General features: G+C 69.2%; 23 protein-coding genes and 1 tRNA gene. 8 read left to right on the top strand and 16 right to left on the bottom strand.

Annotation, left to right across the window (positions count from 1 at the left end):
- Positions 1-13 precede the first annotated feature (13 nt).
- Complete coding sequence (hemB, locus tag B0A89_RS13805; RefSeq protein WP_085378602.1) at positions 14-1,018, bottom strand: porphobilinogen synthase; 1,005 nt, start codon at positions 1,016-1,018, stop codon at positions 14-16.
- Between the two features lie 127 nt (positions 1,019-1,145).
- Here hemB and B0A89_RS13800 point away from each other — a divergent pair, with 127 nt between their 5' ends.
- Positions 1,146-1,706 (top strand): hypothetical protein, encoded by a 561-nt coding sequence (locus B0A89_RS13800; protein WP_085378601.1) that lies wholly within the window; start codon positions 1,146-1,148, stop codon positions 1,704-1,706.
- 43 nt (positions 1,707-1,749) lie between these two features.
- Positions 1,750-5,307, top strand: a complete 3,558-nt coding sequence (gene mfd / locus B0A89_RS13795) for a transcription-repair coupling factor (protein WP_085378600.1) — start codon at positions 1,750-1,752, stop codon at positions 5,305-5,307.
- A 269-nt stretch (positions 5,308-5,576) separates the two neighbouring features.
- Here the strand turns inward: mfd and B0A89_RS13790 are convergent, their stop codons facing one another.
- The 3 genes from B0A89_RS13790 to B0A89_RS13780 are packed head-to-tail and all read right to left on the bottom strand — an operon-like array spanning position 5,577 to position 8,003.
- Positions 5,577-6,542, bottom strand: a complete 966-nt coding sequence (locus B0A89_RS13790; protein WP_085378954.1) for a 5-oxoprolinase subunit C family protein — start codon at positions 6,540-6,542, stop codon at positions 5,577-5,579.
- On the bottom strand, positions 6,535-7,233 hold the full coding sequence (locus B0A89_RS13785; RefSeq protein ID WP_085378599.1) for a 5-oxoprolinase subunit B family protein: 699 nt from the start codon (positions 7,231-7,233) through the stop codon (positions 6,535-6,537). The genes B0A89_RS13790 and B0A89_RS13785 overlap by 8 nt, the downstream gene beginning before the upstream one ends.
- On the bottom strand, positions 7,233-8,003 hold the full coding sequence (locus tag B0A89_RS13780; RefSeq protein ID WP_205949758.1) for a LamB/YcsF family protein: 771 nt from the start codon (positions 8,001-8,003) through the stop codon (positions 7,233-7,235). The genes B0A89_RS13785 and B0A89_RS13780 overlap by 1 nt, the downstream gene beginning before the upstream one ends.
- A gap of 173 nt (positions 8,004-8,176) precedes the next feature.
- Here B0A89_RS13780 and B0A89_RS13775 point away from each other — a divergent pair, with 173 nt between their 5' ends.
- The 3 genes from B0A89_RS13775 to B0A89_RS13765 are packed head-to-tail and all read left to right on the top strand — an operon-like array spanning position 8,177 to position 11,052.
- Entirely contained in the window at positions 8,177-9,163 is a 987-nt protein-coding gene (locus B0A89_RS13775) for a TRAP transporter substrate-binding protein (RefSeq protein WP_085378598.1), read from the top strand.
- Positions 9,144-9,731, top strand: coding sequence for a TRAP transporter small permease (locus B0A89_RS13770; RefSeq protein ID WP_085378597.1), 588 nt, complete (start codon positions 9,144-9,146; stop codon positions 9,729-9,731). Before B0A89_RS13775 ends, B0A89_RS13770 begins: the two co-directional genes overlap by 20 nt.
- A 10-nt stretch (positions 9,732-9,741) precedes the next feature.
- On the top strand, positions 9,742-11,052 hold the full coding sequence (locus tag B0A89_RS13765; RefSeq protein WP_085378596.1) for a TRAP transporter large permease: 1,311 nt from the start codon (positions 9,742-9,744) through the stop codon (positions 11,050-11,052).
- A 49-nt stretch (positions 11,053-11,101) separates the two neighbouring features.
- Here the strand turns inward: B0A89_RS13765 and B0A89_RS13760 are convergent, their stop codons facing one another.
- The 8 genes from B0A89_RS13760 to B0A89_RS13725 all read right to left on the bottom strand — a co-directional run bounded on the left by B0A89_RS13760 (position 11,102) and on the right by B0A89_RS13725 (position 18,813).
- Positions 11,102-11,563, bottom strand: coding sequence for a hypothetical protein (locus B0A89_RS13760; protein WP_085378595.1), 462 nt, complete (start codon positions 11,561-11,563; stop codon positions 11,102-11,104).
- Positions 11,560-13,206, bottom strand: a complete 1,647-nt coding sequence (locus B0A89_RS13755; RefSeq protein WP_085378594.1) for a CTP synthase — start codon at positions 13,204-13,206, stop codon at positions 11,560-11,562. Before B0A89_RS13755 ends, B0A89_RS13760 begins: the two co-directional genes overlap by 4 nt.
- A 144-nt stretch (positions 13,207-13,350) precedes the next feature.
- Positions 13,351-13,902: a preprotein translocase subunit SecG gene (secG, locus tag B0A89_RS13750; protein WP_085378593.1), complete on the bottom strand. Its 552-nt coding sequence runs from the start codon at positions 13,900-13,902 to the stop codon at positions 13,351-13,353.
- A 76-nt stretch (positions 13,903-13,978) separates the two neighbouring features.
- Entirely contained in the window at positions 13,979-14,695 is a 717-nt protein-coding gene (gene hisA / locus B0A89_RS13745) for a 1-(5-phosphoribosyl)-5-[(5-phosphoribosylamino)methylideneamino]imidazole-4-carboxamide isomerase (protein ID WP_085378592.1), read from the bottom strand.
- A gap of 148 nt (positions 14,696-14,843) precedes the next feature.
- Positions 14,844-16,646 carry a phosphogluconate dehydratase gene (gene edd, locus B0A89_RS13740; RefSeq protein ID WP_085378591.1) on the bottom strand — a complete coding sequence of 601 codons (1,803 nt, stop codon included), beginning with the start codon at positions 16,644-16,646 and terminating at the stop codon, positions 14,844-14,846.
- A 92-nt stretch (positions 16,647-16,738) separates the two neighbouring features.
- Positions 16,739-18,031 carry an Nramp family divalent metal transporter gene (locus B0A89_RS13735; RefSeq protein WP_085378590.1) on the bottom strand — a complete coding sequence of 431 codons (1,293 nt, stop codon included), beginning with the start codon at positions 18,029-18,031 and terminating at the stop codon, positions 16,739-16,741.
- Between the two features lie 167 nt (positions 18,032-18,198).
- Positions 18,199-18,274 (bottom strand) — tRNA-Ala (locus B0A89_RS13730).
- Between the two features lie 218 nt (positions 18,275-18,492).
- Positions 18,493-18,813, bottom strand: coding sequence for an FYDLN acid domain-containing protein (locus B0A89_RS13725; RefSeq protein ID WP_085378589.1), 321 nt, complete (start codon positions 18,811-18,813; stop codon positions 18,493-18,495).
- 92 nt (positions 18,814-18,905) lie between these two features.
- Between B0A89_RS13725 and B0A89_RS13720 the strand changes: the two genes are divergently transcribed.
- Together B0A89_RS13720 and B0A89_RS13715 are read left to right on the top strand one after the other, a co-directional pair.
- Positions 18,906-19,610, top strand: coding sequence for a M48 family metallopeptidase (locus tag B0A89_RS13720; protein ID WP_240558565.1), 705 nt, complete (start codon positions 18,906-18,908; stop codon positions 19,608-19,610).
- Positions 19,611-19,624: 14 nt separating this feature from the next.
- Entirely contained in the window at positions 19,625-20,305 is a 681-nt protein-coding gene (locus B0A89_RS13715) for a GntR family transcriptional regulator (RefSeq protein WP_276207429.1), read from the top strand.
- Between the two features lie 87 nt (positions 20,306-20,392).
- Here the strand turns inward: B0A89_RS13715 and B0A89_RS13710 are convergent, their stop codons facing one another.
- The 3 genes from B0A89_RS13710 to B0A89_RS13700 all read right to left on the bottom strand — a co-directional run bounded on the left by B0A89_RS13710 (position 20,393) and on the right by B0A89_RS13700 (position 23,110).
- A complete protein-coding gene (locus B0A89_RS13710) occupies positions 20,393-21,697 on the bottom strand; it encodes a homoserine dehydrogenase (RefSeq protein ID WP_085378587.1) in 1,305 nt (434 codons plus the stop codon).
- 91 nt (positions 21,698-21,788) lie between these two features.
- Entirely contained in the window at positions 21,789-22,307 is a 519-nt protein-coding gene (locus B0A89_RS13705; protein WP_085378586.1) for a hypothetical protein, read from the bottom strand.
- Positions 22,295-23,110, bottom strand: coding sequence for a glycosyl transferase (locus B0A89_RS13700; RefSeq protein ID WP_085378585.1), 816 nt, complete (start codon positions 23,108-23,110; stop codon positions 22,295-22,297). Before B0A89_RS13700 ends, B0A89_RS13705 begins: the two co-directional genes overlap by 13 nt.
- Positions 23,111-23,471: 361 nt before the next feature.
- On the opposite strand from B0A89_RS13700, the gene B0A89_RS13695 reads away from it, so the two are divergent.
- Positions 23,472-24,317, top strand: coding sequence for an LLM class flavin-dependent oxidoreductase (locus B0A89_RS13695; protein WP_338045733.1), 846 nt, complete (start codon positions 23,472-23,474; stop codon positions 24,315-24,317).
- Positions 24,318-24,362: 45 nt separating this feature from the next.
- Here the strand turns inward: B0A89_RS13695 and scpA are convergent, their stop codons facing one another.
- Positions 24,363-26,495, bottom strand: coding sequence for a methylmalonyl-CoA mutase (gene scpA / locus B0A89_RS13690; protein WP_157115431.1), 2,133 nt, complete (start codon positions 26,493-26,495; stop codon positions 24,363-24,365).
- Positions 26,496-26,501 lie beyond the last annotated feature (6 nt).

The raw sequence follows: 26,501 nt of genomic DNA, 5'->3' as shown, positions 1-26,501 counted from the left end.
TGCGCCGCCCGCCTCAGCCCTGCGCCAGCAGCGCGGCCACTTGCGGGGCGTAATAGGTCAGGATGCCGTCACAGCCGGCGCGGCGGAAGCACAGCAGGCTTTCCAGCACCACTTCGGGTTTCAGCCAGCCGGCGCGCACCGCGCCTTCGATCATCGCATATTCGCCGCTGACCTGATAGGCATAGGTCGGCGCGCCGAAGCTATCCTTGACCTCGCGGCACAGGTCCAGATAGGGCATCCCCGGCTTGACCATCACCATGTCGGCGCCCTCGGCCAGATCGCGCGCCACGCAGCGCAGCGCCTCGTCCCGGTTGGCGGGGTCGATCTGATAGGTCTTCTTGTCGCCGACCAGCCGGCCCGAGGCGCCAACCGCATCGCGGAACGGGCCGTAGAACCCCGACGCGTATTTCGCCGCATAGGACAGGATCGCCACATCCCCGTGGCCGGCCCGTTCCAGCGCGCCGCGCAGCGCCCCGATGCGCCCGTCCATCATGTCCGAGGGGCCGAGGATGTCGGCCCCCGCCTCGGCCTGCGCCAGACCCATGCGCACCAGCGCCTCGACGCTTTCGTCGTTCAGGATCACGCCATCCCGCACCAGCCCGTCATGGCCGCTGGCGTTGTAGGGGTCGAGCGCGATGTCGGTCATCACCGCCAGATCGGGCACGGCATCCTTGATCGCGCGGATCGCCCGGTTGCCGATGTTCTCGGGGTCCCAGGCGCGTTCGCACCCGTCGGTCTTCAGGTCGGGGTCCGAGTGGGGAAAGATGCAGACCGCCGGAATCCCAAGGCGCGCCGCCCGTTCGGCGGCGCGCTGCGCGCCGTCCAGCGTCAGCCGCTCGACGCCGGGCATCGAGGCGATCTCGCCCTCGCCGCCCGCGACCTCGGTCACGAAGATCGGCCAGATCAGGTTCTGGACGGACAGGCGATGTTCGGCCGTCAGCGCGCGCAATGCGGGCGTGCGGCGCAGCCGGCGCAGGCGGGCGGCGGGAAAGGGGGCGACGATCGGCGTGGCGGGCATGGCGGCACCTTGGATTGACTTGCCTCAACTGGCACGACGCACCGGGCCGGCGCAACCGAGGACCGCTTGCCGCGCGCAGGCGCGCGCGGCTAGGATGCCCGCCGGCCAACCGGGACATGAGGCGGGTATGACGGGCATCAGCGGCCTGATGGCGGTTATGGACACGCGGTCCTTCGCCTCGGTGTGGTACTGGCTGCTGCTCGCCGGGCTCTGGACATGGCTGGGGCGCGGGGCGCTGGGGGTGCCGTCCGATCTGGTGCGCAGGGTGCGGGGGCGCGGGTCGGACGGGCCCGCGCGGATGGCGCTGCTGGACTGGGTGTCGCTGACCGCGCCGCGCTGGCGGATTGCGCCGCGCGATGGGGCGATCCTCACGGCGGCGGCGGCCTTTGCGCTCAGTTCCCTGGCGGCGCTGGGGTTTCTGTTCGACCGGCAGTTCGCGCAGGCGCTGGTCCTGCTGCTGGGGCCGCTGGCGCTGCTGGCGGCGCTTCGGCTGCGGCTGGCCGGGCGGCTGGACCGGATCGTGGGGGCGGCGGGGGAGGGCCGCCTTGCGCCCGATGCCGCCGCGGCAGATGCGGCTGCGGCGATTGCGCGGCATCTGCGGGCCACGATGATCCTGTCGGCGGTGTCTGTCGCGGCGGCGGCCATCTGGGGCACGCGCTGGCTGGCGCTGCATCCGAACGGCTTGTGAAGGGGCGCTTGACTCTGGCCTTGGGCGCTTTACCTCACCGCGCATGGCCGAAACCCTGATCCTGTCCGGCGCGCCCGAAGGCTTCGACGCCGCCCTTCTCGCGCGCGAGGCGGCGCGCGGCGCGCCCGTCATCCATGTCGCCCGCGACGACCGCCGCATGGCCGCGATGCGCGCGGCGCTGGCCTTCTTTGCCCCGCAGCTTGCCGTGCTGGAATTCCCCGCCTGGGACACCACCCCCTATGACCGCGTCTCGCCCTCGGGCGAGATCATGGCGCAGCGTCTGCAGGTGCTGGCCGCGCTGGCGAGCGGCAGCATCAAGCCCCCCTTCGTCCTGCTGACGACCGTGAACGCCGCGCTGCAGCGGGTGCCGGCCGCCGATACGGTGCGCGCGGCCAGCTTCATCGCCCGCAAGGGCGAGCGGCTGGACGAGGCGCAGCTGCGCGGTTTTCTGGCGCGCATGGGCTTTTCCCAGGCCCCGACCGTGACCGAGCCGGGCGATTACGCGGTCCGCGGCGGGATCATCGACATCTATCCCCCCGGCGGGTCCGGTCCGGTGCGGCTGGACCTGTTCGGGGACGTGCTGGACGGCATCCGCGGGTTCGACCCCCAGACCCAGCGCTCCACCGGCGAACGCGACCGGGTCGAGATCGCGCCCATGTCCGAGGTTGTCCTGGACGAGGATGCGATCGCCCGTTTCCGCCAGAACTACCGCGCCGCCTATGGCGGGGGCGGCAACGATCCGCTGTATGAATCGGTCAGCGCGGGCCAAAAGGTCGCCGGGATGGAACACTGGCTGCCATGGTTTCACGAACGGCTGGACACGCTGCTGGACTATCTGCCCGGCGCCGCGGTGATGCTGGACGATCATCTTGATCAGCACCGCGCCGCCCGCTGGGAAACGATCACCGAACAGTTCGATGCCCGGCGCGAGGCGATGGGCCGCAAGGGCGCCGCCGACACCGTCTATCGCCCGGTCGAGCCGCAGGCCCTGTTCGCGGACGAGGCGGAATGGAACCGCTGGCTGGGTGCGCACCGGGTGATCCGCCTGTCGGTGCTGGCACGCCCGCCGGGGCCGGGGGTGCTGGACGCGGGCGGCGGGGCGGGGCGCAGCTTTGCCCCCGAACGGCAGGCTGAAAAGGCCGACCTGTTCGGCGCGCTGGCCGCCCATGTGCGCGAATTGCAGAAAACCCGCCGCGTCGTCATCGCCTCGTTCTCCGAGGGCGCACGCGAACGCCTTGCCGGGCTGCTGGCCGATGAGGGGCTGACCGGGGCGCCCATCGACGACATCCGCGCCCTTCCTGATGCGAAAGGCGCGTTGGGGCTGGCCGTCTGGCCGCTCGAGGAAGGGTTCGTCGCGGATGGGCAGGCAACCGGGCCGCTCGCGGTCATCTCGGAACAGGATGTTCTGGGCGACCGCTTGGTGCGGGGCGCGAGGAAGCGGCGGCGGGCGGAAAACTTCCTCAAGGATACCACCTCGCTGACGCCGGGCGATCTGGTCGTTCATGTCGAACACGGCATCGGCCGCTATACGGGGCTCGAGACGATCCGCGCGCTGGGCGTGCCCCATGACTGCGTGGCGCTGGAATATGCGGGCGGCGACCGGCTGTATCTGCCGGTCGAGAATATCGAGCTGCTGACCCGTTACGGCCACGAGGAAGGCTTGCTCGACAAGCTGGGCGGCGGGGCCTGGCAGGCCCGCAAGGCGCGGCTGAAGGAGCGCATCCGCCAGATCGCCGACCGGCTGATGCGGGTTGCCGCCGAACGGATGCTGCGCGCCGCCCCGGTGCTGGAACCCGAACGCCACGAATGGGAGGCCTTTGCCGCCCGTTTCCCCTGGACCGAAACCGACGATCAGGCCGCCGCCATCGCCGACGTGGCCGAGGACATGGCGGCGGGCCGCCCGATGGACCGGCTGGTCGTCGGCGATGTGGGCTTTGGCAAAACCGAGGTGGCGATGCGCGCCGCCTTCCTGGCTGCCAGCCAGGGCAAGCAGGTCGCGGTGGTCGCCCCGACGACGCTGCTGGCGCGCCAGCATTACCGCAGCTTTGCCGAGCGTTTCCGCGGCACCGCGATCAATGTTCGTCCCCTGTCGCGGTTCGTCAGCGCCAAGGATGCAGCGGCGACACGGGCGGGGCTGGCCGACGGCTCGGTGGATATCGTCGTCGGCACCCATGCGGTGCTGGCCAAGCAGGTCCGCTTCAAGGATCTGGGCCTGCTGGTGATCGACGAGGAGCAGCATTTCGGCGTCGCCCACAAGGAACGGCTGAAGGAACTGCGCTCGGACATTCACGTCCTGACGCTGACGGCGACGCCCATCCCGCGCACGCTGCAATTGTCGCTGACCGGGGTGCGCGATCTGTCGGTGATCGGCACGCCGCCGGTGGACCGGCTGGCGATCCGCACCTATGTGTCCGAATTCGACAGCGTCACCATCCGCGAGGCGCTGCTGCGCGAGAAATACAGGGGCGGCCAGTCCTTCCTGGTCGTCCCGCGACTGTCCGACCTGCCCGAGGTGGAGGACTGGCTGCGCGAGCATGTCCCCGAGGTCAGCTATCTGGTTGCCCATGGCCAGCTTGCGGCGGGCGATCTGGACCAGCGGATGAACGCCTTTTACGATGGCGGCCATGACGTGCTGCTGGCCACCAGCATCGTGGAAAGCGGGCTCGACATCCCCCGCGCCAACACGATGGTCGTCTGGCGCGCCGACATGTTCGGGCTGGCGCAGCTTTACCAGATCAGGGGGCGGGTGGGCCGTTCGCGCACCCGCGCCTATTGCTATCTGACGACCAAGCCGCGCGTGCCGCTGACGCCGCAGGCGATGCGGCGGCTCAAGTTCCTGGGGTCCATCGACAGCCTTGGCGCGGGGTTCAACCTCGCCAGCCAGGATCTGGACCTGCGCGGCGCCGGCAACCTGCTGGGCGAGGAACAGTCCGGCCATATCAAGGAGGTCGGCTTCGAGCTCTACCAGGCGATGCTCGAGGAGACGATCGCCAAGCTGAAATCGGGCGAGATCGAGGGCACCCCCGACGATGAATGGGCGCCGCAACTGACGCTGGGCGTGCCGGTGACGATCCCGGAAAGCTTCATCCCCGATCTGGACGTGCGGCTGGACCTGTATCGCCGCCTGTCGCAGCTGACCACCAAGGTCGAGCTGGAAGGCTTTGCCGCCGAACTGATCGACCGCTTCGGCCCGCTGCCGCGCGAGGTCAACACGCTGCTGCTGGTCATCCGCATCAAGGCGATGGCGAAAAAGGCCAATATCGCCTCGCTGGTCGCCGGCCCCAAGGGCGCGACCATCCAGTTTCATCAGGACAAGTTCCCCAACCCTGGCGGGCTGGTCGAATATCTGCAGGAACAGAAGGGCGCGGCGCGGATTTCCGACAACAAGCTGGTCGTCAGCGCCCCGTGGCCGACCGATGCCGATCGCATCAAGGGCGCCTTTGCCATCGCCAAGGACCTTGCGCTCAAGATCCGCGAGGCAGGCCGGGCGCAACCCGGCAGCGCCGATAAGGGGGCGGCGGAAAAGCCGCCCCCCCCGGCGCGCGATGGCGGCCGGCGCAAGGGCGCCGGTGCCGGGGCGGCGCGGCAGGGATCACGCTGACCGCGGGGGCGGAGCCTCGCCCCTGATGGCATGCCCAGCCGGGTGCATGGCAGCGGCGGCCGTCGTTCAAGGATGCCGCATGCCGGGCAGGGTATGCCCGCGCTGTCGGGATCGGCCTGCCATCCCGCGGCGCCCCGGACAGGTCTTGGCCGCTGCGGATGGTCGCCGCGCAAGGCAGCGATCAGCGTCGGGCCCGCCCGGGGCAGCGGCTCTGGCCGGGGCGGTGCGCGGATGCGGGCCTGGCGGGGCCTTGGCTGACCGGCGGCCGATCAGGGGGCGGCGGGCTCTGCCCCGCTGCCGCCGCTGTCCAGCCGCTCCAGCCATTGCCGGGTCTGCGCCGTTTGACGGCGGGCACGCGCCACCGCCTCGGCCGGGGTGACGCCAATGAAGCGCAGCACATCGCGCGGGCGCAGCTGCACGATCCGGTCCAGGTCGCAGCCCAGCACCGTGGCGATCTTGGGATACCCGCCCGTGGTCTGGTGATCGCGCAGCAGCAGCGTCGGCACGCCGTCCCCCGACACCTGGATCGACCCCGCGACGATCGCCTCGGACGGGATGGACAGGGCATCCCCCAGCGCGAGCGGCGGCCCTTCGAGGCGCATCCCCATGCGGTCATAGGCGCTGCTGACACGCCAGGGGGCCGAAACCAGCGCCCCGATCGCGCCGGGCTGAAAGTGGTGGTCCTGCGGACCGGGCACCACCGCCGCCATGCGCAGGGGCCGGGCAAAGACAGGGCAAGGGATGGGCCGGTTGCCGATCACCCGTGCGTTTTCGACCACGATCTCGGCGCCCGGCTTCAGCAGCCCGCCACCCCGGCCCGACAGGGTATGGGTGGCGGTGTGGCCCAGCCAGGACGGCACCTGCGGATCGCCCGCCAGCGCCAGCGAACACCAGCTGCCCCAGTGGCCGGGGCGGATGACCAGCCGCTCGCCCGCGCGCAGCGTCAGAACGCCCCAGGCAGGAACCGCGGCGCCGGCCGCCGATACGACAAAGCCCCCGCCCGCCACGCAGAGCGACAGCGCCCCGGCCGTGCATTCAAGCACCAGCCCGCCCAGCGAAATCTCGATCGCCGTGGCATCATCGGCCCGGCCGAGCGCCCGGTTCGCCGCCGCATGGGCCAGCCGGTCCATCGGGCCCGAACGGGTGACGCCATAGCGCATCAGCCCCGGCCGCCCCCCGTCCTGGAACGAGACATGCGGACCGGCCTGGATGACCTTCAGCCGCGCCTCAGCCATGATGGGCCGCCATCGCGCGGTCATAGGCGGCGCGGTCGATGCGCCGCATGGTCACGATGTCGCCCGCATCGAACAGAAAAGGGCGGTCCGGGTCGTCGCGCAGGATGCGGGTGGGGGACCGGCCGATCCGCCACCATCCTGCCGGCATCTCCAACGTGGTGACGATGCACTGCGCGCCGGCGATGATGACCTGCCCCGCAGGCACGCCCCGCACCGGCGCCGTCTTGCGCGGCAGCCGGATTTCGGCCGGGGTGCCGGACATGTAGGCATAGCCCGGCGCAAAGCCGAACATCCCCACGCGGTAGCGCCCGGACAGATGGGCCGCGATCACCCCGTCGGTTGTCAGCCCCGTCTGCTCGGCCACCGCCCCCAGATCCGGGGCAAGCTCGGCATCATAGCAGACCTCGACCACATGCGTTGCCGCCGGGCGCGCAGCGATGGCCGGGCGGGCAAGCCGGTCGCGCACTGCCGCCTCGACCGTCGCATGGTCGGTTGCCAGCGGATCAAAGTCGATCAGCAGATTGACGAAGGCCGGCACCGTCTCGCGCAGGCCGGCAAAGGGGGCGGCGGCTAAGGTGCGGTCAAGCGCATGCACGCGGTCGGTCACGGCATCGTCGATGACGGTGCCGAATTCGACCAGCAGCGCGTGATCGGCAACGGGGACAAAGCGCGGGGCGGCAGTATCGGCCATCACAGGAAAGGCGCAATCGTGACGCCGGCGGCCGTCAGCCGCGTGCGCAGGCCGCGGGCGATGGCCACGGCGCCGGGGGTGTCGCTGTGAACGCAGATCGACTGCGCGGCGAGCGTCACCGTCCCGCCATCGATGGTCGGCATCGTGCCGCTTTCCAGAAAGCCGATCAGCCGTTCGGCAATGGCGTCCGGATCATGCAGCACCGATCCCTGCCGCGAACGGGGGACAAGCTGGCCGTCCGGCAGATAGGCCCGGTCGGCGAAGATTTCGGAAAACACCTCGACCCCTTCGGCGCGCGCGGCCTGTTCCAGCGCGGTGCCCGAGATCGCCAGGATTGCCAGACGCGGCGACAGCTGCGCCACCGCCGCGACAATGGCGCGGGCGACCGCCGGATCGGCGGCGGCCAGGTTGCCCAGCGCGCCATGCGGTTTGACATAGCGCACCGCCGTGCCCGCCATCTGCGCCAGCGCCGACAGCGCCCCTGTCTGGGCGGCCACCATGCGGCCGATCTCGGCCGGGGCCATGGGGATCACCCGCCGGCCGAACCCTTCGCGGTCAGGATAGCCGGGATGGGCGCCCACGACGACGCCGCGCGCGGCAGCGGTGCCCAAGGTCGCAAACATCGTCTCGGGATCGCTGGCATGGCCGCCTGCGGCGATATTGGCGCTGGTCACGATGTCCAGCATCGCCTTGTCATCGCCCATCGACCAGGGGCCGAACCCCTCGCCAAGATCGGAATTGAGATCGATCTGCCCGATCCTTGCCGCCATGTCCTGCCCCCGCTTCGGTTTTGGGCATATGAACGCGCCGGGGCGCGCTTGCCAAGGGTGCGGGCGGGCGCATGTTCACATGCCCAGTGGACAGTGCCGCGGGCCTGCCCGTAAGGTTGCCGCGATCTGAGGGGCCCGCCAGAGACCCCGCGCATGCAAGGGAGAAAAAGCCGATGCCGAAGGCGATTGCCGCAACCGCCGTGACTGCCGCACTGACCCTTGCCGTGACCGCCGCCACGGGCGCCGGCGCGGCCGAGAAATGGGACATGCCGGTCGCCTATCCCGCGACCAACTTCCATACCGAGAACGCAGTCGCCTTCGCCAAATGCGTCGGCGAGAAATCGAACGGGTCACTGGAAATCGTGGTGCATCCGAACGGATCGCTCTTTTCGGGCAGCGACATCAAGCGCGCCGTCCAGACCGGCCAGGCCCCGATCGGAGAGCGGGTGCTTTCCGCCCACGAGAACGAGAACCGCCTGTTCGGCATCGACGCGATTCCGTTCCTGGCCACCTCCTATGAGGCCAGCGACAAGCTGTGGAATGCGGCGCAGGGGCCGATCAAGGACGCGCTGGCCAAGCAGAAGCTGACCTATCTTTATTCGGTGCCCTGGCCGCCGCAGGGTCTTTACACCAAGAAGGACATCAACAGCGCCGCCGATCTCAAGGGGCTCAAGTTCCGGGCCTACAACGCGGCCACATCGCGGCTGGCCGAACTGGTGGGCATGATTCCCGTCCAGATCGAGGCGGCCGAACTGAGCCAGGCGCTCGCGACGGGCGTGGCCGAGGCGATGATCACCTCCGGCTCGACCGGGGTGGACAGCAAGGTCTGGGAAAGCGTCGATCATTTCTATGACGTGTCCGCCTGGCTGCCGCGCAACGTGGTGTTCGCCAATGCCGATGCAATGGCCGGCCTCGACGAGGCGTCGCGCGGCGCGCTGTCCGCCTGCGCGGAAGAGGCGCGCAGCCGCGGAACCGCGCGTTCGCAGGAACTGGCCACGGAATATCTCAAGACCCTGGCCGAGCATGGCATGAAGGTCAGCCCCCCCGGCGAGCAGCTGAAGGCGGATCTCGAAGGGTTCGGCGCCACCATGACCCAGGACTTCATCGCCGCCGCCGGCGAGCCGGGCAAGGCGATCATCGATGCCTATCGGGGGCAGTGATCGGGGCGCAGTCCAGGGGACCGGGGCCGGGCAGCAGGGCGCTGCCCGGCGGTCTGCCCTGCGCCGGGGGCTGGACGGGCTTTATGACAGCGGGGCCGTGCTGGCCGCGCTGTGCATGATCGCCCTGCTGGGGATGATCGTCGCGCAGATGATCGCCCGCTGGACGGGTCATGTGATCCGCGGGGGGGCGGATTATGCCGGATACCTGATGGCGGCGGCCTCGTTCCTGGCCTTTGCGCATACGCTGAACCGCGGTGCCCATATCCGGGTCGAACTGCTGCTGCAGGCGCTGGGGCGCCGGCGGCGGGCGGCGGAAACCCTGTGCCTGGCGCTTGCCACGGCGATCGCCGTCTATCTTGCCTGGTATGCCGCGCAGATGGTGCGCTGGTCCTGGGCGCTGGGGGATGTCAGCCAGGGGCAGGATGCGACGCCCCTGTGGATCGCGCAGCTGCCGGTGGCGGTGGGTGCGGCCCTTCTGGCGCTGGCCTTTGCCGACAACCTCGTGACCATGCTGCTGTCGGGGCGCGACAATATCCGCACCGATCCCGAACAAAGCCACGCCGAGTGATGATCCGCCCATGTCCGAACTGATCCCCGTGGCCCTGTTCCTGCTGGTCCTGTTTTCGCTGCTGGGGGCGGGGGTCTGGGTCGGCCTTGCCTTGATGGGCGTTGCCTGGTTCGGGATGGAGATGTTCACCACCCGCCCCGTGGGCGACGCCATGATGACCACGATCTGGCGGTCCTCGTCGTCCTGGACGCTGACGGCCCTGCCGCTGTTCATCTGGATGGGCGAGATCCTCTATCGCACCCGCCTGTCCGAGGACATGTTCCGCGGGCTGGCGCCCTGGATGGCCCGGCTGCCGGGCGGGCTGCTGCATACCAATGTCGCGGGCTGCACCGTCTTTGCCGCGGTGTCCGGCTCGTCCGCGGCGACGCTGACCACGGTCGGCAAGATGTCGGTCCCCGAGCTGCGCCGCCGCGGCTATCCCGAGCGTCTGGTCATCGGCACGCTGGCCGGGGCGGCGACGCTGGGGCTGATGATCCCACCCTCGCTGACGCTGATCGTCTATGGCGTGACCATCAATGAATCGATCACCAAGCTATTCATGGCCGGCATCGTGCCGGGGCTGGTGCTGGCGGCGCTGTTCATGGGCTATATCGCCATCATCTCGCGCATCGCCCCCGATTTCCGCCCCGCGCCCGAGCCGGTGATGAGCTTTGCCGAGCGGGTGCGCAACTCCCGCTTCCTGATCCCGGTGCTGATCCTCATCACGGCGATCATCGGGTCCATGTATACCGGCATCGCCACCGCGACCGAGGCGGCCGCCGTCGGCGTCGTCGGATCGCTGATGCTGGCCGCGGCGCAGCGGTCGCTGACATGGTCCAGCTTCATCTCCAGCCTCATGGGGGCGGTGCGCACCTCGGCGATGATCGCGCTGATCCTGGCGGGGGCATCCTTCCTGTCGCTGTCGATGGGCTTCACCGGGCTGCCGCGGGCGCTGGCCGAATGGATCGGGGCGCTGGAGCTGGGCAGGTTCCAGCTGCTGATGGCGCTGCTGGTGTTCTATATCGTCATCGGCTGTTTTCTGGACGGCATCTCGGCCGTGGTTCTGACAATCGCGGTGGTCGAGCCGATGATCCGGCAGGCCGGCATCGACGTGATCTGGTTCGGCATCTTCGTGGTCGTGGTCGTGGAAATGGCGCAGATCACGCCGCCGGTCGGGTTCAACCTGTTCGTGCTGCAAGGGATGACCGGGCACAGCATGGCCTATATCGCCCGCGCTGCCCTGCCCATGTTCGCGATCATGGTGGTGATGGTGTTCATCCTGATCGCCTTTCCCGGACTGGCGACCTGGCTGCCGGAAAACATGCGCCACGCTGTCCCCTGACGGGGGGCAGCCGGGCAGAGCGGGCAAACAACCGAGGCGCGCCGGGGCCTTACTGAAAGAACCGCTGCAGACACTCGCGCGTCATGCCCAGAGCAAAGCCGCCGCCGGTCTGCGCGACCGTTCCGCACCAGCGCCCGTCGGTGGAAAACAGCGACCGGGTGCCATGCGCGGGGCGATAGGCGACACGGCGGCCGGATGCGGTGAACAGGTTCAGCGTTCCGCTATTGGTCGTGTAATAGCCCACCGCCTCGCCATCGGCGATGATGGCGCGGCCGCCACCGGGACCATTCGCCGGATTGCGGGGCGAATTGGCGTGAATGGCCGAGCCGTTCCCCGGCGCGCTGCCCGAATTGCCGGCGGCAAAGGGGGCGTTGCCCCGGCGCGAGGGCTGGTTGGCCGGCGCGCCGGGGCCGAGGTCGAAGGGCATCTGCGAGGGTTCGACGACGAACAGCGCCGCATCGGCCAGCGCGGCGCCGGGCAGCAAGACCGCCAGTGCCGCAGCGCGGATCATACCATCCGTTCCTGATCCTTGGCCGCGCGCACGAAATCGGCAAACAGCGGCGCGGGTGCGAAGGGCTTGGATTTCAGTTCGGGATGAGACTGCACACCGATGAACCAGGGGTGATCCTCGGCCTCGACGGCCTCGGGCAGGCGGCCATCCGGGGACATGCCCGAAAAGATCAGCCCGCAGCCCTCAAGCTGTTCGCGATAGCGGGCGTCCACTTCGTAGCGGTGGCGGTGGCGATCCTCGATCTCGGTCGCTCCGCCATAGACAGTGCTGATGCGCGATCCGGGCTTGAGGATGGCGGTATAGGAACCCAGCCGCATCGTGCCGCCCTTGTCATCGGAAATCTTGCGCTCGACACGCTGGTTGCCCTGCGCCCATTCCTTGAGGTGATAGACCACGGGGGTAAAGCGTTCGGCCCCCGCCTCATGGTCGAATTCCTCGGACCCGGCATCGGCGATGCCCGCGAGGTTGCGCGCCGCCTCGATCACGGCCATCTGCATGCCCAGGCAGATGCCCAGATAGGGCACCTTGCGTTCGCGCGCATAGCGGGCCGCCGCGATCATCCCCTCGGTGCCGCGTTCGCCAAAGCCGCCCGGCACGAGGATGCCGTGATAGCCGTCCAGCAGGTGGATACCGTTCCCCGCCTCGATATCCTCGGCCGCGATCCATTCGGGCCGCACCCTCACGCGGTTGGCCATGCCGCCATGGGTCAGCGCCTCCGAGATCGACTTGTAGGCGTCCTCAAGCTGCGTGTACTTGCCGACGATGGCGATGCGGACCTCGCCCTCGGCATGGGTCAGGCGGTCCATCACGTCTTCCCAGCGGCGCAGGTCGGGCTTGGGCGCGGGGCTGATCTGGAAGGCATCCAGCACCGCACGGTCAAGCCCCGCCCGGTGATAGGCCATCGGCGCCTCGTAGATCGACTTGAGATCATAGGCCGGGATCACCGAATCGGGGCGCACGTTGCAGAACAGCGCGATCTTGGCCCGCTCGCGGTCGGGGATGGGCTGTTCCGACCGGCAGACCAGCACATCGGGCTGCAAGCCGATCGTGCGCAGTTCCTTGACGGAATGCTGGGTCGGCTTGGTTTTCAGCTCGCCGCTGGCGGCCAGCCAGGGCAGCAGCGTCAGATGCATCAGGATGCACTGGCCGCGCGGGCGGTCCTGCATGAACTGGCGGATCGCCTCGAAGAAGGGCAGACCCTCGATGTCGCCGACCGTGCCGCCGATCTCGCACAGCTGGAAATCGACCTCATCCTCGCCGATGGCCAGGAAGTCCTTGATCTCGTTGGTGACGTGCGGGATCACCTGGATCGTCTTGCCCAGGTATTCGCCGCGCCGTTCCTTTTCCAGCACATTGGAATAGATGCGCCCGGCGCTGACCGTGTCGGTGCGCCGCGCCGAAACGCCGGTGAAGCGTTCATAGTGCCCAAGGTCCAGATCGGTTTCCGCCCCGTCATCGGTGACGAAGACCTCGCCATGTTCGAACGGGCTCATCGTGCCGGGATCGACGTTCAGATAAGGGTCCAGCTTGCGCAGGCGGACGGTATAGCCCCGCGCCTGGAGCAGCGCCCCGAGCGCCGCCGAGGCCAGCCCCTTGCCGAGCGAGGACACCACGCCGCCGGTGATGAAGATGTAACGCGCCATGGAGTTTCCCGTGATAGTCGGCCAAGGCCGGTCCGCGAACAGCGCCGCCAGCACGGGAGTCGGCAAATAGCCGATTCTCGACGCAACGGCAATGACCGCACGTGTGATAGGACAGGGGCCGGGCGGCCCCCATGGGGTGGTCGATCAGTTCGTGCCGGGCGCGGTGATCGGAACCGTCGTCCGCTTGACGGCGGGTTCCGCCGCCGTTCCGGCCGGAACAGGGGCGGCCGGCGCCTGCGCAGCAGGGACGCCGCCCGCAGGGGCGGGGTCAGCAACGGCCGGGGTGGCAGGAACCGGCGCGGCTGCGCCCGCAGCCGGCTGCGCCGGGGGCGTGCTGCCTGCCGCACCTGGCGGCAGAACCGGCTGGCCGCTGCCAGGCGGGGGTGCATAGGCGGGCAGGGTGGGCAGCCTGGAGGCCGGGGCTGTGGGCGCAGGTGCGGCGCCCCCGCCCAGCCGGTCAACGACCGATCCGCCGCCTGCCCCCGCCGCAATCACCGTCAGCGTGATCGAGGTCAGGATGAAGCCGATGGCCAGCGTCCAGGTGGCGCGGGTCAGCGCGTTGGCCGCCTGCCGGCCCGTCATCACGCCCGATCCCCCGCCCATGCCCAGGCCGCCGCCCTCGGACCGCTGCAACAGGACCACGCCGATCAGCAGAAGGGCGAGGATGAGATGCACGGTCAGGACGACGTTTTCCACGGGGCTTTGGCCTTATGCTTTCCGAACGTGCCCATCTAGTCACCGGGCGGTTGCTTGGCAACCCGCCGCGCGCGGCTCAGCGCAGGGCGGCCAGCGCTTCGCCCAGATCCAGCGCCCCGTCATACAGCGCCCGGCCCGAGATTGCCCCCGCAATGACCCCGGTGTCGCGCAGCGCGACCAGGTCGGCCAGCGAGGACACCCCGCCCGAGGCGATCACGGGGATGGTCACGGCCCGGGCAAGCGCCTCGGTCGCCTCGATGTTCGGCCCGCCCATCGCGCCGTCGCGGTCGATGTCGGTATAGATGATCGCGCCGAGGCCTGCGCCCTCAAATCGGGCGGCAAGTCCGCTGGCGGTCAGGGCGGTTTCCTCGGCCCAGCCGCGCGTGGCGACGCGGCCGCCGCGGGCGTCGATGCCGATGGCGATCCGGCCCGGCCAGCGGCGCGCCGCCTCGGCCACGAAAGCAGGATCCTCGACCGCGGCGGTGCCCAGGATCACCCGCGCCACCCCGCCTTCAAGCCAGCGGGCCGCCGTGTCCATGTCGCGGATGCCACCGCCCAGCTGCACGGGGATCGTCACCGCGTCCAGGATGGCGGCAACCGCCGCCCCGTTGACGGGCTGTCCGGCAAAGGCGCCGTTCAGGTCCACGAGATGCAGCCATTCGGCGCCGGCATCCTGAAAGGCGCGGGCCTGCGCGGCCGGGTCGGTGCCGAAAACCGTCGCTGCCTGCATGTCGCCGCGCAGCAGCCGCACGCAGGCGCCGTCCTTGAGATCAATGGCGGGGTAAAGGATCATGGCGCGGCTCCGTCAGGCAGGGTTGGGGGGGGCTTGCCACAGGGTCGGCGCGGGGAAAAGTGCCCGCGGCACCCGGCGGGGCGCCATGCCTGCCCAAAGGCCGGTCCCCTCGCCAGATAGGCTGCCGGATCGGGCCGTGGCGCGCAGCCTAGACCACGATGCCGGCGCCCTGATCGACCGGGGCGGCATGGGCACGGAAGGCGGCGAACAGCTCTCGCCCCATGCCTTCACCATTGGCCGTCAGGTCGGCGATCACCGGCTCGCGCGCGGCAAAGTCGGGCGCTAGGCAGTCGAGCGTGCCGGCCGCCGCGTCCAGCCGCACGATGTCCCCATCGCGCAGCCGGGCGATCGGCCCGCCGGTCGCCCCCTCGGGCGACAGATGGATCGCCGCAGGCACCTTGCCCGAGGCCCCCGACATCCGCCCGTCCGTGACCAGCGCGACCTTGAGCCCCCGGTCCAGCAGCACCGACAGCGTCGGCGTCAGCGAATGCAGCTCAGGCATGCCATTGGCGCGCGGCCCCTGGAAACGGACGACCACGATGGTGTCTTGGGTGAATTCGCCGGCCTGGAAGGCCGCCTTGACGGCGCTCTGGTTGGCAAAGACGCGCACCGGCGCCTCGATCCGGTGCAGCTCGGGCTTGACGGCGGAGATCTTGATGACGGCCCGCCCCAGATTGCCCGACAGCATGTTCAGCCCGCCCGTGGCGGCAAAGGGATCGGCTGCGGGGCGCAGGATGCGATCGTTCAGCGAAACCGACGTTCCGGGAACCCAGGTCAGGCCGTCCTCGGCAAGGCGCGGCTCGGCGGTATAGCGGCCAAGGCCGGGGCCGGCGATGGTGCGCACATCCTCGTGCAGCAGGCCGGCATCCAGCAGCTGCCCGATCAGAAAACCGATACCGCCGGCGGCATGGAAATGGTTCACATCCGCCAGCCCGTTCGGATAGACCCGCGCCATCAGCGGAACCGCCTGGCTGATGTCGTGGAAATCCTGGATGTCCAGCTCGATTCCCGCCGCCCGCGCCATGGCGGGCAGGTGGATGACGAGGTTCGTCGATCCGCCCGTCGCCATCAGCCCGACCAGCCCGTTGACAAAGGCCCTTTCGTCCAGCACCGCCCCGGCGGGGGTATAATCGTTGCCAAGGCGCGTGATCGCTGCCGCGCGGGTCACGCCGGCCACGGTCAGCGCCTCGCGCAGCGGGGTGTCGGGGTTGACGAAGCTCGATCCGGGCAGCTGCAGGCCCATGAACTCCATCAGCATCTGGTTGGTGTTCGCGGTGCCGTAGAACGTGCAGGTGCCGGGGCTGTGATAGCTGGCCATCTCGGCCGCCATCAGCGCCTCGCGTCCGACCTTGCCGGCAGCGAAATCCTGCCGGACCCTGGCCTTTTCGTCATTCGGCAGCCCCGAGGGCATCGGCCCGCCCGGCAGGAACACCGCGGGCAGATGACCAAAACTTGCCGCGGCGATCACCAGCCCCGGCACGATCTTGTCGCAGATGCCCAGCCACACCGCAGCATCGAAGGTGTCGTGGCTGAGCGCCACCCCCGAGGCAAGCGCGATCACATCGCGCGAGAACAGCGACAGCTCCATCCCGGCGCGCCCTTGCGTGACGCCGTCGCACATGGCGGGTACGCCCCCCGCCACCTGGGCGGTCGCGCCCGCGGCCTGGGCGGCACGGCGGATCACGTCAGGATAGCGTTCATAAGGCTGGTGGGCCGACAGCATGTCGTTATAGGCCGTCACGATGCCGATATTGGGGTGCGCGGTCAGGGCCAGGTCGGCCTTGTCGGGCATGGCCGCATAGGCATGGGCCTGGTTGCCGCAGGACAGATGGGCGCGGCGCGGCCCATCCTCGGCCGCGCGGGCGATCCTGGCCAGATAGGCGCTGCGGCGCGCGTGAGAGCGCGCCCGGATGCGATCGGTGACGCGCTCGATGACGGGATGAATGGCCATTGGCGAAAGCTCCGGCATTGTCTGCCCGTGCGGGGCGGCCCGGTCAGCCTAGCGGGTTAGCGGTAACGCCGCAATCGGCGGGGGGCGGCCCCTCAGGGCGCCAGGAACGGAACGTCCAGCCCCAGCGCCGAGACCAGCAGCACCCCGTCGAGGACGAGCACCGCACAGGCCGCAGCCCCCGCCAGCATCAGCAGCGGCGCAGGGATGACATAATCGCCCATCACGTCGCGCCGCCCGGAAAACACGATCAGCGCGATCATCGGCACCGGCAGCGCAGCCGACAGCACCACCTGGCTGAGCACCAGGGCGCGGGTGTTGTCCAGCCCCGAAGCGACGACCAGGAAGGCGGGCACCATCGTGACCAGACGTCGCAGCCAGACGGGAACATGGACATGCAAGAACCCCTGCATGATCATCTGCCCTGCCATCGTCCCGACCACCGAGCTGGAGATGCCCGATGCGATCAGAGAGGCCAGAAAGATCCCCGCCGCAGCCCCGCCCAGCAGCGGGGTCAGGGTGTGATAGGCCGTCTCGATCTCGGCCACCTCGGCATGGCCCTGATGAAAGGCGCTCGCCGCCATCATCACCATGGCCAGGTTGACCAGCCCGGCGACGCCCAGGGCAAGCACCACCTCGATATTGGAATAGCGCAGCAGCCGCCGCCGATCGGCATCGCCCCGGATGGGCGCGCGGTTCTGCGTCAGCCCAGAATGCAGATAGATCGCATGGGGCATGATCGTCGCCCCGATGATGCCGACCGCGATTGTCAGCGCCCCGTGATCGGGCAAGGAGGGCGTCACCGCCCCCCGCGCCGCACCCGCCCAATCGACCGGCGCGATCAGCATTTCGGCCAGATAGCACAGGCCGATCGCCCCGACAAAGGCGCCGATCACCAGTTCCATCGGGCGAAAGCCCCAGCGTTCGAACATCAGCAGGCCATAGGTCACGATGGCGGTGATCGTCATCCCCGCCATCAGCGGCAGCCCGAACAGCAGCGACAGGCCGATGGCACCGCCCAGGAACTCGGCCAGGTCGGTGGCGATGGCGCCGATCTCGCTGACCACCCACATCACCCGGACAAGGGGGCGGGGGAAATGGTCGCGCGACAGCTCGGCAAGGTTACGCCCCGTGACGATCCCAAGGCGCGCCGACAGGGCCTGGAACAGCATCGCCATCAGGTTCGCCGCCAGCACGACCCACAGCAGCGCATAGCCATAGCCGGCGCCCGCCTGGATATTGGTCGCATAGTTGCCGGGGTCCATATAGGCGATCGAGGCAATGACCGCCGGCCCGGCGAACAGCAGCCCGCTGCGCCAGCCCCGTCCTTCGCCCCGCAGAACCGCGCCGATCGCCATACGGGTATCCGAGGTCAGGTGTCGGGGCATCAGGCTCTCATTCCTTGGGCAACAGAGCCATAGCCGCTGTGCCGCGGCGTTTCAATGTCGCCCCGGATGCAGATGGAAGACCAAGGAAACCGGGGGGGCGATCACGGCCGCACGCGCCCGACATGCCGCCCTGATCAGTGCGGCCGGGGATCAGGGCAGAAATGAAATGGTGGAGCCAAGGGGAGTCGAACCCCTGACCTCTTGAATGCCATTCAAGCGCTCTACCAACTGAGCTATGGCCCCACCGGAGGTCCGGGCAGCAGCACCTGCCGCCCGCGTGGGGGGTCGTATAGGGGCTGGCCGGGGGGGCTGCAAGCAGAAAAATCACGCTGCATGATCCGGCCCGATGCGCGCCGCCCGCCGGAACGAAAAGACCCCCGCAGAGCGGGGGCCTGAAGGAAAATGAGGAGCGGGGGCAGGCGGTCACGGGGCGCTCGCCGGCCTCCGACCCTCTGGAGAGGTCATTCCTCGTCGGATTCGGCCACGTCGGCGATGTCATCCAGCGATACGTCGCCATCATCGTCGTCATCGTCCAGCAGATCGTCGTCCAGCTCGCCCGCATCGGGGGCGTTGTCCAGATCGTCGTCGATGACATCCTCATCCGCCGCATCGCGGCTGGCCGCCTTTTCGGCGATCATCGATCGGGTGCGCGCGCTTGTCAGGCTTTCGGCCGAAAACTCCGACCCGCAGGCGGGGCAGGTCATCGGATCGTTGCGAAGGTCGTAAAAGCGTGCGGCACACACGGGACACAGGCGCTTTGTGCCCCATTCCTCTTTGGGCATGGTGTTCTCTTTTCGCCAAAGGTCAGGTAAATCGGCGCACCCGTGCCACAGGCGGGCAGGGGTGTAAAGGCTTAAGGACGGATGGATGGCGCGTGGCAGATCGGCTGATCCTTGCGGGGGAAATCGCCGTCACGCTGAGGCCCGATCCGCGGGCGCGGCGGATGACGCTGCGGGTGTCGGGCCGCGACGGGCAGGTGACGCTGACCCTGCCGCCCGATCTGCCCCGGCCCGAGGCGATCGCCTTTGCCGAAAGCCGCATCCCCTGGCTGCGCCGCGCCCTGGCCCAGGCGCCACAGGCGGCGCCGGTCGTCTTTGGCGCGGCCCTGCCGGTCGAGGGCAGGGCGCTGGTCCTGACCCCTGCGCCCCTGCGCAGCCCCGTGGTGGACGGGGGGGCATTGCTGCTGCCGCAGGCCCGCCCCGCCGCCGCATCGGCCGCGGGTTTTCTGCGGATGCTGGCGCAGGCGCGGCTGACGGCGGCCAGCGACCGGCATGCCGGGGCCCTGGGGCGGGGCTTTCGTGCCCTTTCGCTGCGCGACACGCGCTCGCGCTGGGGCAGCTGCACCCATGACGGGCGGCTGATGTATTCATGGCGCCTGGCGATGGCGCCGCCCGCGGTGCTTGACTATGTCGCCGCGCACGAGGTCGCCCATCTGGCGCATATGGACCATTCGCCCCGCTTCTGGGCCGCCGTCGGGGGGCTGTGCCCCGACTGGCGGATGCATCGCGACTGGCTGCGCCGCAATGGCGCCGCGCTGCAACGCTGGCAGTTTCGCCCCGGCACGGCCGCGGCGAATTGACAGCGGCGGGCTGCGTGATCACAACATCGGGCGATGGCCGCCGCATCCCCCAGCCTGTCCTGCCCGCCGCGCATGAACGCCTGTATCGCAGCCTGCGCACGCAGATCATGATCGGCCAGTTGCCCCCCGGCCGCGCCCTGACGCTGCGCGGCATCGCGGCCGAGCACCGCGTCAGCATGACCCCGGCGCGCGAGGCCGTGCGCCGCTTGCTGGCCGAGGGGGCGCTGACCCTGTCCGCCTCGGGCCGGGTGGCCACGCCAGAGCTGTCGGTCGAGCGGATCGAGGAACTGGCCGCGCTGCGCGCCCTGATCGAGCCGGAACTTGCCTCGCGGGCCATGCCGCGGGCGCATTTCGCGCTGATCGACCGTCTGTCGGCGATCAACGGCGCCATCGGCGAGGCGGCGCAGAATCATGATGCGGTCGGCTATATCCGCAGCAACCTGGAATTCCATCGCACACTGTATCTGCGGGCGCAGGCGCCGGCGATGCTGGCGATCCTGGAAACGATCTGGCTACAGCTGGGCCCGACCATGCGCGCCGTTTATCAGCGCATGCGCCGGAACGAGCCGCCGCGCCATCACCGCATGATCCTGGCGGCCCTGCGGGCGGGGGACGAGCCGGGGCTGCGCCTTGCGGTGCGCACGGATGTGACGCAAGGGCTGCGCCACCTGCTGCCCGCGCCCGAGCGGCGCTGACGCCGGCCCCCTCGGGCGGCCCCAAATATCCCGGGGTGCGGGGCAGCGCCCCGCTCCGACGGCAGGGGCCGGGCGGCTGCGCTGCGCTCAGACTTCCTCGATCCGCAGTTCGACGGGATCGCCGACCAGCACCCCAGTCGAGGGCAGTGTCTCGATCGCGTGGTCGATGGCGTCGGGCGTGGTCTTGTGGGTGACGATCAGCACCGGCGCCTCGCCCGTGTCCTCGTCGTCATACTGGCGCATGCGATCGATCGAGATGCCCGCATCCCCCAGCACGGTTGCCACCTTGGCCAGCGCGCCGGGCTTGTCGGCCAGCGTCAGCCGCAGGTAATAGGCTGCCGGCACCGCGGTCCGGGCGGGCTGGGTGCGGGCCAGGCTGCCGGCAGGCTGGCCGAACACCGGCAGGCGCACGCCGCGGGCGATCTCGATGATGTCCGACATCACCGCGCTGGCGGTCGGCCCCGCGCCCGCGCCTGCGCCGCGCAGGACGATCTGGCCGACGGCATCCCCTTCGATCACCACCATGTTGGTGCCGCCCTCAAGCTGGCCCAGGGGGCTGTCGGCGGGCACGAGGCAGGGCGACATGCGCTGTTCCAGCCCGCGCCCGGTCATCTGCGCCACGCCCAGCAGCTTGATGCGGTATCCCATGTCGGCGGCGCGGTTGATGTCGTCGATGGACACCCGCTCGATCCCCTCGATCTCGACCCCGTCAAAGGCGATGCGGGTGCCGAAGGCAATCGAGGCGAGGATCGCCAGCTTGTGGGAGGCGTCGATGCCGCCCACGTCCAGCGTCGGATCAGCCTCGAGATAGCCGAGCTTGCGCGCTTCCTCGAACACGGCCGCATAGGGCAGGCCGCCCGACTGCATCCGCGTCAGGATATAGTTGCAGGTGCCGTTCATCACCCCCATGACCCGGCGGATGCGGTTGCCGGCCAGGCTTTCGGTCATGGTCTTGATCACCGGGATGCCGCCCGCGACTGCGGCCTCGAACCGGATCAGACGGCCCTTGGCCTCGGCCCGTTCGGCCAGCGCCTGCCCATGGATCGCCAGCAACGCCTTGTTGGCCGTCACCACGTCCTTGCCGTTGTCCAGCGCCAGTTCGACCGCCTGGCGGGCGATCCCCTCGTCGCCGCCGATCAGCTCGACGACCACATCGACATCATCACGCCGGGCCAGGTCGGTGGCGCAGTCCACCCAGTCATAGCCCGACAGATCCGCATCGCGGTTCTTCTTGCGATCGCGGGCGCAGATGGCGGTGATCCGCACCGGCCGGCCGGCACGCGCCGACAGCAGGTCGGCATGCGCCTGGATGATCCTGACGACGCCGATCCCCACCGTGCCGAGGCCGGCGATGCCAAGGCGCAGCGGCGCCGGGGTGATGGGGGCGGTCATGGAATGCCTCGCAGCGTCTGGGTCGGGCGGTGTTAGCGCGGCGCGCGGGGGCTTGGCAACGGTTGGCCGCATGCGCGCCGGGCCTGCGCGTTCAGTCCCCGGCCCCGTTGCCCTCGCTGTCCAGCCCCTCGATGATCCGCCGCGCGCGGGCGGCGGCATCAAGGGTCAGCGCGCGGATCGCGGCAAGGTCCGGCTCGGCAAGGATGCCATCGAAAACCTCGCCTTTCGTATTGGCAAAGACGGGCTGCCAGCCGGCGCCGCCCAGGGCGGGCCTCCAGGCCGCATGGCACAGCAGATTGCGCCATTCCCTGATTTCCGCGAGGTCTGCGGCAAGGGCAGGGTTGGCGCGGCCCTCGCGCAGCAGCGTGCGCTCCAGCCGTTCGATCAGGGTGCCCAGCGAATCGGCGGCGACATGGTCCATCCGCCGCAGCCATTCCCTGAAATCCCGCTCGCTGATGCCCGCCGGCAGATGGTGACGATCCAGCGCGAAGATTGCGCGCTTGAGCATGTCCTCGAGATGGCCGAAGGCGGCGATGGTCAGGCCCAGCTCGGCCGCAAGCGCCGCTGGCAGCAGATGCCATGCGGAGGGCGCGTCGTCTATTCGCGCCACAGCCGGTCGACCCACCCGGTCGGGCGCAGGTAATGGCGCAGGTGCCGGCCCAAGGCTTCGCGCCGGCGGCCGTCAAGGGCGGCGCGCAGATGCTCGGCGGGCGGGCGGTGGATGTCATCCTCGCTCCAGCGGCCGGCGATCGCATCGGGGGGGTTGAGGCTGCCGGCAAAGATCACGATCCGCGCGCCCCTGGGGATGCGCGGTTCCTGCCAATAGCGCAGCGGCACGGGCGGCACGCAGTGCTGCCGGAAATGGACGACCCAGCCCCGCGGCCAGAACTTCACGCCCCCCGGCGCGCGGCGGGTGACGAATCGCTGCTCGAACCGGTATTTGTCGGCCACCCCCTGCGGGTCGGCGGCAAAGATGCGTTGCAGCGGCGCCAGCCTGCCGACCTGCATCCGATAGACCGAGGTCTGCCCCAGCCGCTCGAACGGCTTGACCGTCTGCGGATTGGTCGCCAGCACCGTGTCCGCCGGATCGCCGAAGGTAAAGAAATCGTCCAGATTTCCGGTGATCACGACATCTAGATCGAGAAAAAGCACCGTCCCCCGGATATCGCCCAGATCGCCCCAAAGCCGCGACTTGGGCCATTTGCCCAGCGTGTTGCGCGGCGCCTCATAGTGAAAGTCGGGCAGGGGGCGCACCACCACGTCGGGATGCAGCCCGGAGGCATCATCGGTGAAACAGATCAGCCGGAACGGCGGGGTGATGTTGCGCGCGATCATCGCCCGCAGGCGGTTCACATAGTGGGGGCCGAACTTGGTGCCCCATTTGATGCAGATGATCTGTTTGATGCCGTCCATGCCGCGGGTGGTCGCACGAGGTGCGCGGCGGGGCAAGCGGGCGGTCACCCCAGGGTGCCTCGGCGTCAGCCGCATATCTGCCAACTGGCGCAGATGGTTGAACTTTCCGCCCCGCAGCCGACCTTTCAGGAAACACCGGAACGCGCGGGCCCTGCCCGAGAGGAGACGACATGGACGCAATCACGCTTGGGCTGGATACCTTCGGGGATGTCACGCAGGCCGCCGACGGCACCCCCCGCCCGATGGATCAGGTGCTGCGCGACGTGGTGGAACAGGCGGTGCTGGCCGATCAGGTGGGTGTGTCGATTTCATCGGCCTCGGCGAACATCACCGGCCCGATTTCGCGATTTCGGCGCCCGAGATGGTGCTGGCGGCCATCGCCGCGCGCACCTCGCATATCCGCCTCGGCACTGCCGTCACGGTGCTTTCGACCGATGATCCGGTCCGCGTGGCGGAACGGTTCTCGACGCTGAACGCGCTGTCGGACGGGCGCGCGGAAGTGGTGGTCGGGCGCGGCTCGTTCACCGAAAGCTATGGGCTGTTCGGCTTCGACATGGCCGATTACGACCGGCTGTTCGAGGAAAAGCTGGACGTTCTGGTGCGCATGCTGCGCCAGCCATCCGTCACATGGCAGGGGCAGACCCGTGCGCCGCTGAATGAGGCGCGGCTGTTTCCGACGCTGGCGCCGCAGGGCATGCCGATCTGGGTCGGGGTGGGCGGCTCGCCCGAATCGGTGATCAGGGTGGTGCGCCATGATGTTCAGCTGATGCTGGCCATCATCGGCGGCAATCCGGCCCGGTTCCGCCCGTTCATCGACCTGTATCTGGATGCCTGCAGCCGGATGGGCCGCGATCCGCGCCCCGTGGGCGTTCATTCCCCCGGCTTTGTCGCCGCCACCGACGAAGCGGCGGTCGAGACGTTCTGGCCGCACTGGCGCGATTCGAACGCCCGCATCGGGCGCGAGCGCGGCTGGCCGGCCCCGACCAAGGACCGCTATCTTGCCGAGATCAGGGGCGGGTCGCTGTATGTCGGATCGCCCGAGACGGTGGCCCGCAAGATCGCGGCCACGGTAAAGACGCTGGGCCTCTCGCATTTCGAGCTGAAATACGCCACCGGTCCGATGCCGCATGAGGCGCTGATGGATTGTGTGCGCCTTTACGGCGAACAGGTTATCCCGCGCGTGCGCGCGCTGCTGGCCGAGGGCTGAGGCGGGGCGCCGGGGGGCGGCAGGCGCCGCCCCGGCCCTGCTGCGTCAGATGCCCCGCCGCGCCCGCACGATCCGCATGATCTCGCGCGCCGAATCCGGGATGTTGGTGCCCGGACCGAAGATGGCGGCAACGCCTGCGTCATAGAGGAACTGGTAATCCTGCTGGGGGATCACGCCCCCGCAGATGACGATGATGTCGTCCGCACCCCTGGCCGCAAGCGCCGCGATCAGCTTGGGCGCCAGCGTCTTGTGGCCCGCGGCCAGCGAGCTGATGCCGATGATATGCACGTCATTGTCGATCGCGTCCTGCGCGGCTTCCTCGGGCGTCTGGAACAGCGGGCCGACATCCACGTCAAAGCCGATATCGGCAAAAGCGGTGGCGATCACCTTGGCGCCGCGGTCATGGCCGTCCTGTCCCATCTTGACGACCATCATCCGGGGGCGCCGCCCCTCGGCGGCGGCGAACGCCTCGACGTCCTTCTGGATCTGCGCGAAGCCGTCGTCGCCCTCATAGGCAGCGCCATAGACGCCGGCGAGGGTTTTCACCTCGGCCCGGTGGCGTCCAAAGACGTTTTCCATCGCCATGCTGATCTCGCCCACAGTGGCGCGGGCGCGCGCGGCCTCGACGGCGGCCTCCAGCAGGTTGCCGCCCTCACGCGCGCGGCGTTCGACCTCGGCCAGCGCGTGTTCGCAGGCGGCGGTGTCGCGGCTGGCGCGGATGCTCTCCAGCCGGGCGATCTGGCTGGCGCGGACCTTCATGTTGTCGATGTCGAGGATGTCGATCAGGTCTTCCTTGTCCTTGCGGTACTTGTTGACGCCGACGATCACCTCGTCGCCCCGGTCGATCATCGCCTGACGGCGGGCGGCGGTTTCCTCGATGCGCAGCTTGGGCTGGCCGGTGGCGACGGCCTTGGTCATGCCGCCCATCGCCTCGACCTCCTCGATGATCGCCCAGGCCTTGTCGGCCAGTTCGGCGGTCAGCGATTCGACGTAATACGACCCGGCCAGCGGATCGACGACATGGGTGATGCCCGTTTCTTCCTGCAGGATCAGCTGCGTGTTCCGCGCGATGCGGGCCGAGAAGTCGGTGGGCAGGGCGATCGCCTCGTCCAACGCGTTGGTGTGCAGCGATTGGGTGCCGCCCAGTGCCGCGCTCATCGCCTCATAGGCGGTGCGGATGACGTTGTTGTAGGGGTCAAGCGCGGTCAGGCTGACGCCCGAGGTCTGGCAATGCGTGCGCAGCATCAGGGACGACTGCTTCCTGGCGCCGAACTCGGTCATGATGCGGTGCCACAGCAGCCGCGCAGCGCGCAGCTTGGCGATTTCCATGAAGAAGTTCATGCCGATGGCGAAGAAAAAGCTGAGCCGCCCGGCGAATTCGTCCACGTCCATGCCCGCGGCGATCGCGGCGCGGACATATTCGCGCCCGTCGGCCAGGGTATAGGCGAGCTCCTGCACGAGGTTCGCCCCGGCCTCCTGCATGTGATAGCCCGAGATCGAGATCGAGTTGAACTTCGGCATCTCGCGCGCGGTATAGCCGATGATGTCCGCGATGATCCGCATCGAGGGTTCGGGCGGATAGATATAGGTGTTGCGGACCATGAACTCCTTGAGGATGTCGTTCTGGATGGTCCCCGACAGGGCGGCGCGGGGCACGCCCTGTTCCTCGCCCGCGACGATGAAGTTCGCCAGGATCGGGATCACCGCGCCGTTCATGGTCATCGAGACCGAGACCTTGTCGAGCGGGATGCCGTCGAACAGGATCTTCATGTCCTCGACGCTGTCGATGGCAACGCCTGCCTTGCCCACGTCGCCTTCGACGCGCGGGTGGTCGCTGTCATAGCCGCGATGGCTGGCCAGGTCGAAGGCAACCGACACGCCCTGCTGCCCGGCGGCCAGATTGCGGCGATAGAAGGCGTTGCTCTCCTCTGCCGTCGAAAAGCCGGCATACTGGCGGATCGTCCAGGGCCGGCCGGCATACATCGTCGCCCGCGGGCCGCGGGTGAAGGGCGCGATGCCGGGCAGGCTGCCCATATGGTCCAGCCCTTCGGTATCTGCCTCGGTATAAAGCGGCTTGACGGTGATTCCCTCAAGCGTGTCCCAGTTCAGCATGTCCGGGTCGGCGCCCTTGAGTTCCTTGCTGGCAAGGGCGCGCCATTGGTCCAGGTCGGCTTTCATCATGGC

This window comes from Paracoccus contaminans, assembly GCF_002105555.1.
In the GTDB taxonomy this organism is placed as follows: domain Bacteria; phylum Pseudomonadota; class Alphaproteobacteria; order Rhodobacterales; family Rhodobacteraceae; genus Paracoccus; species Paracoccus contaminans.
Note: the sequence above shows the minus strand (reverse complement) of the source record. Positions and strands in the feature narration are given on the sequence as shown.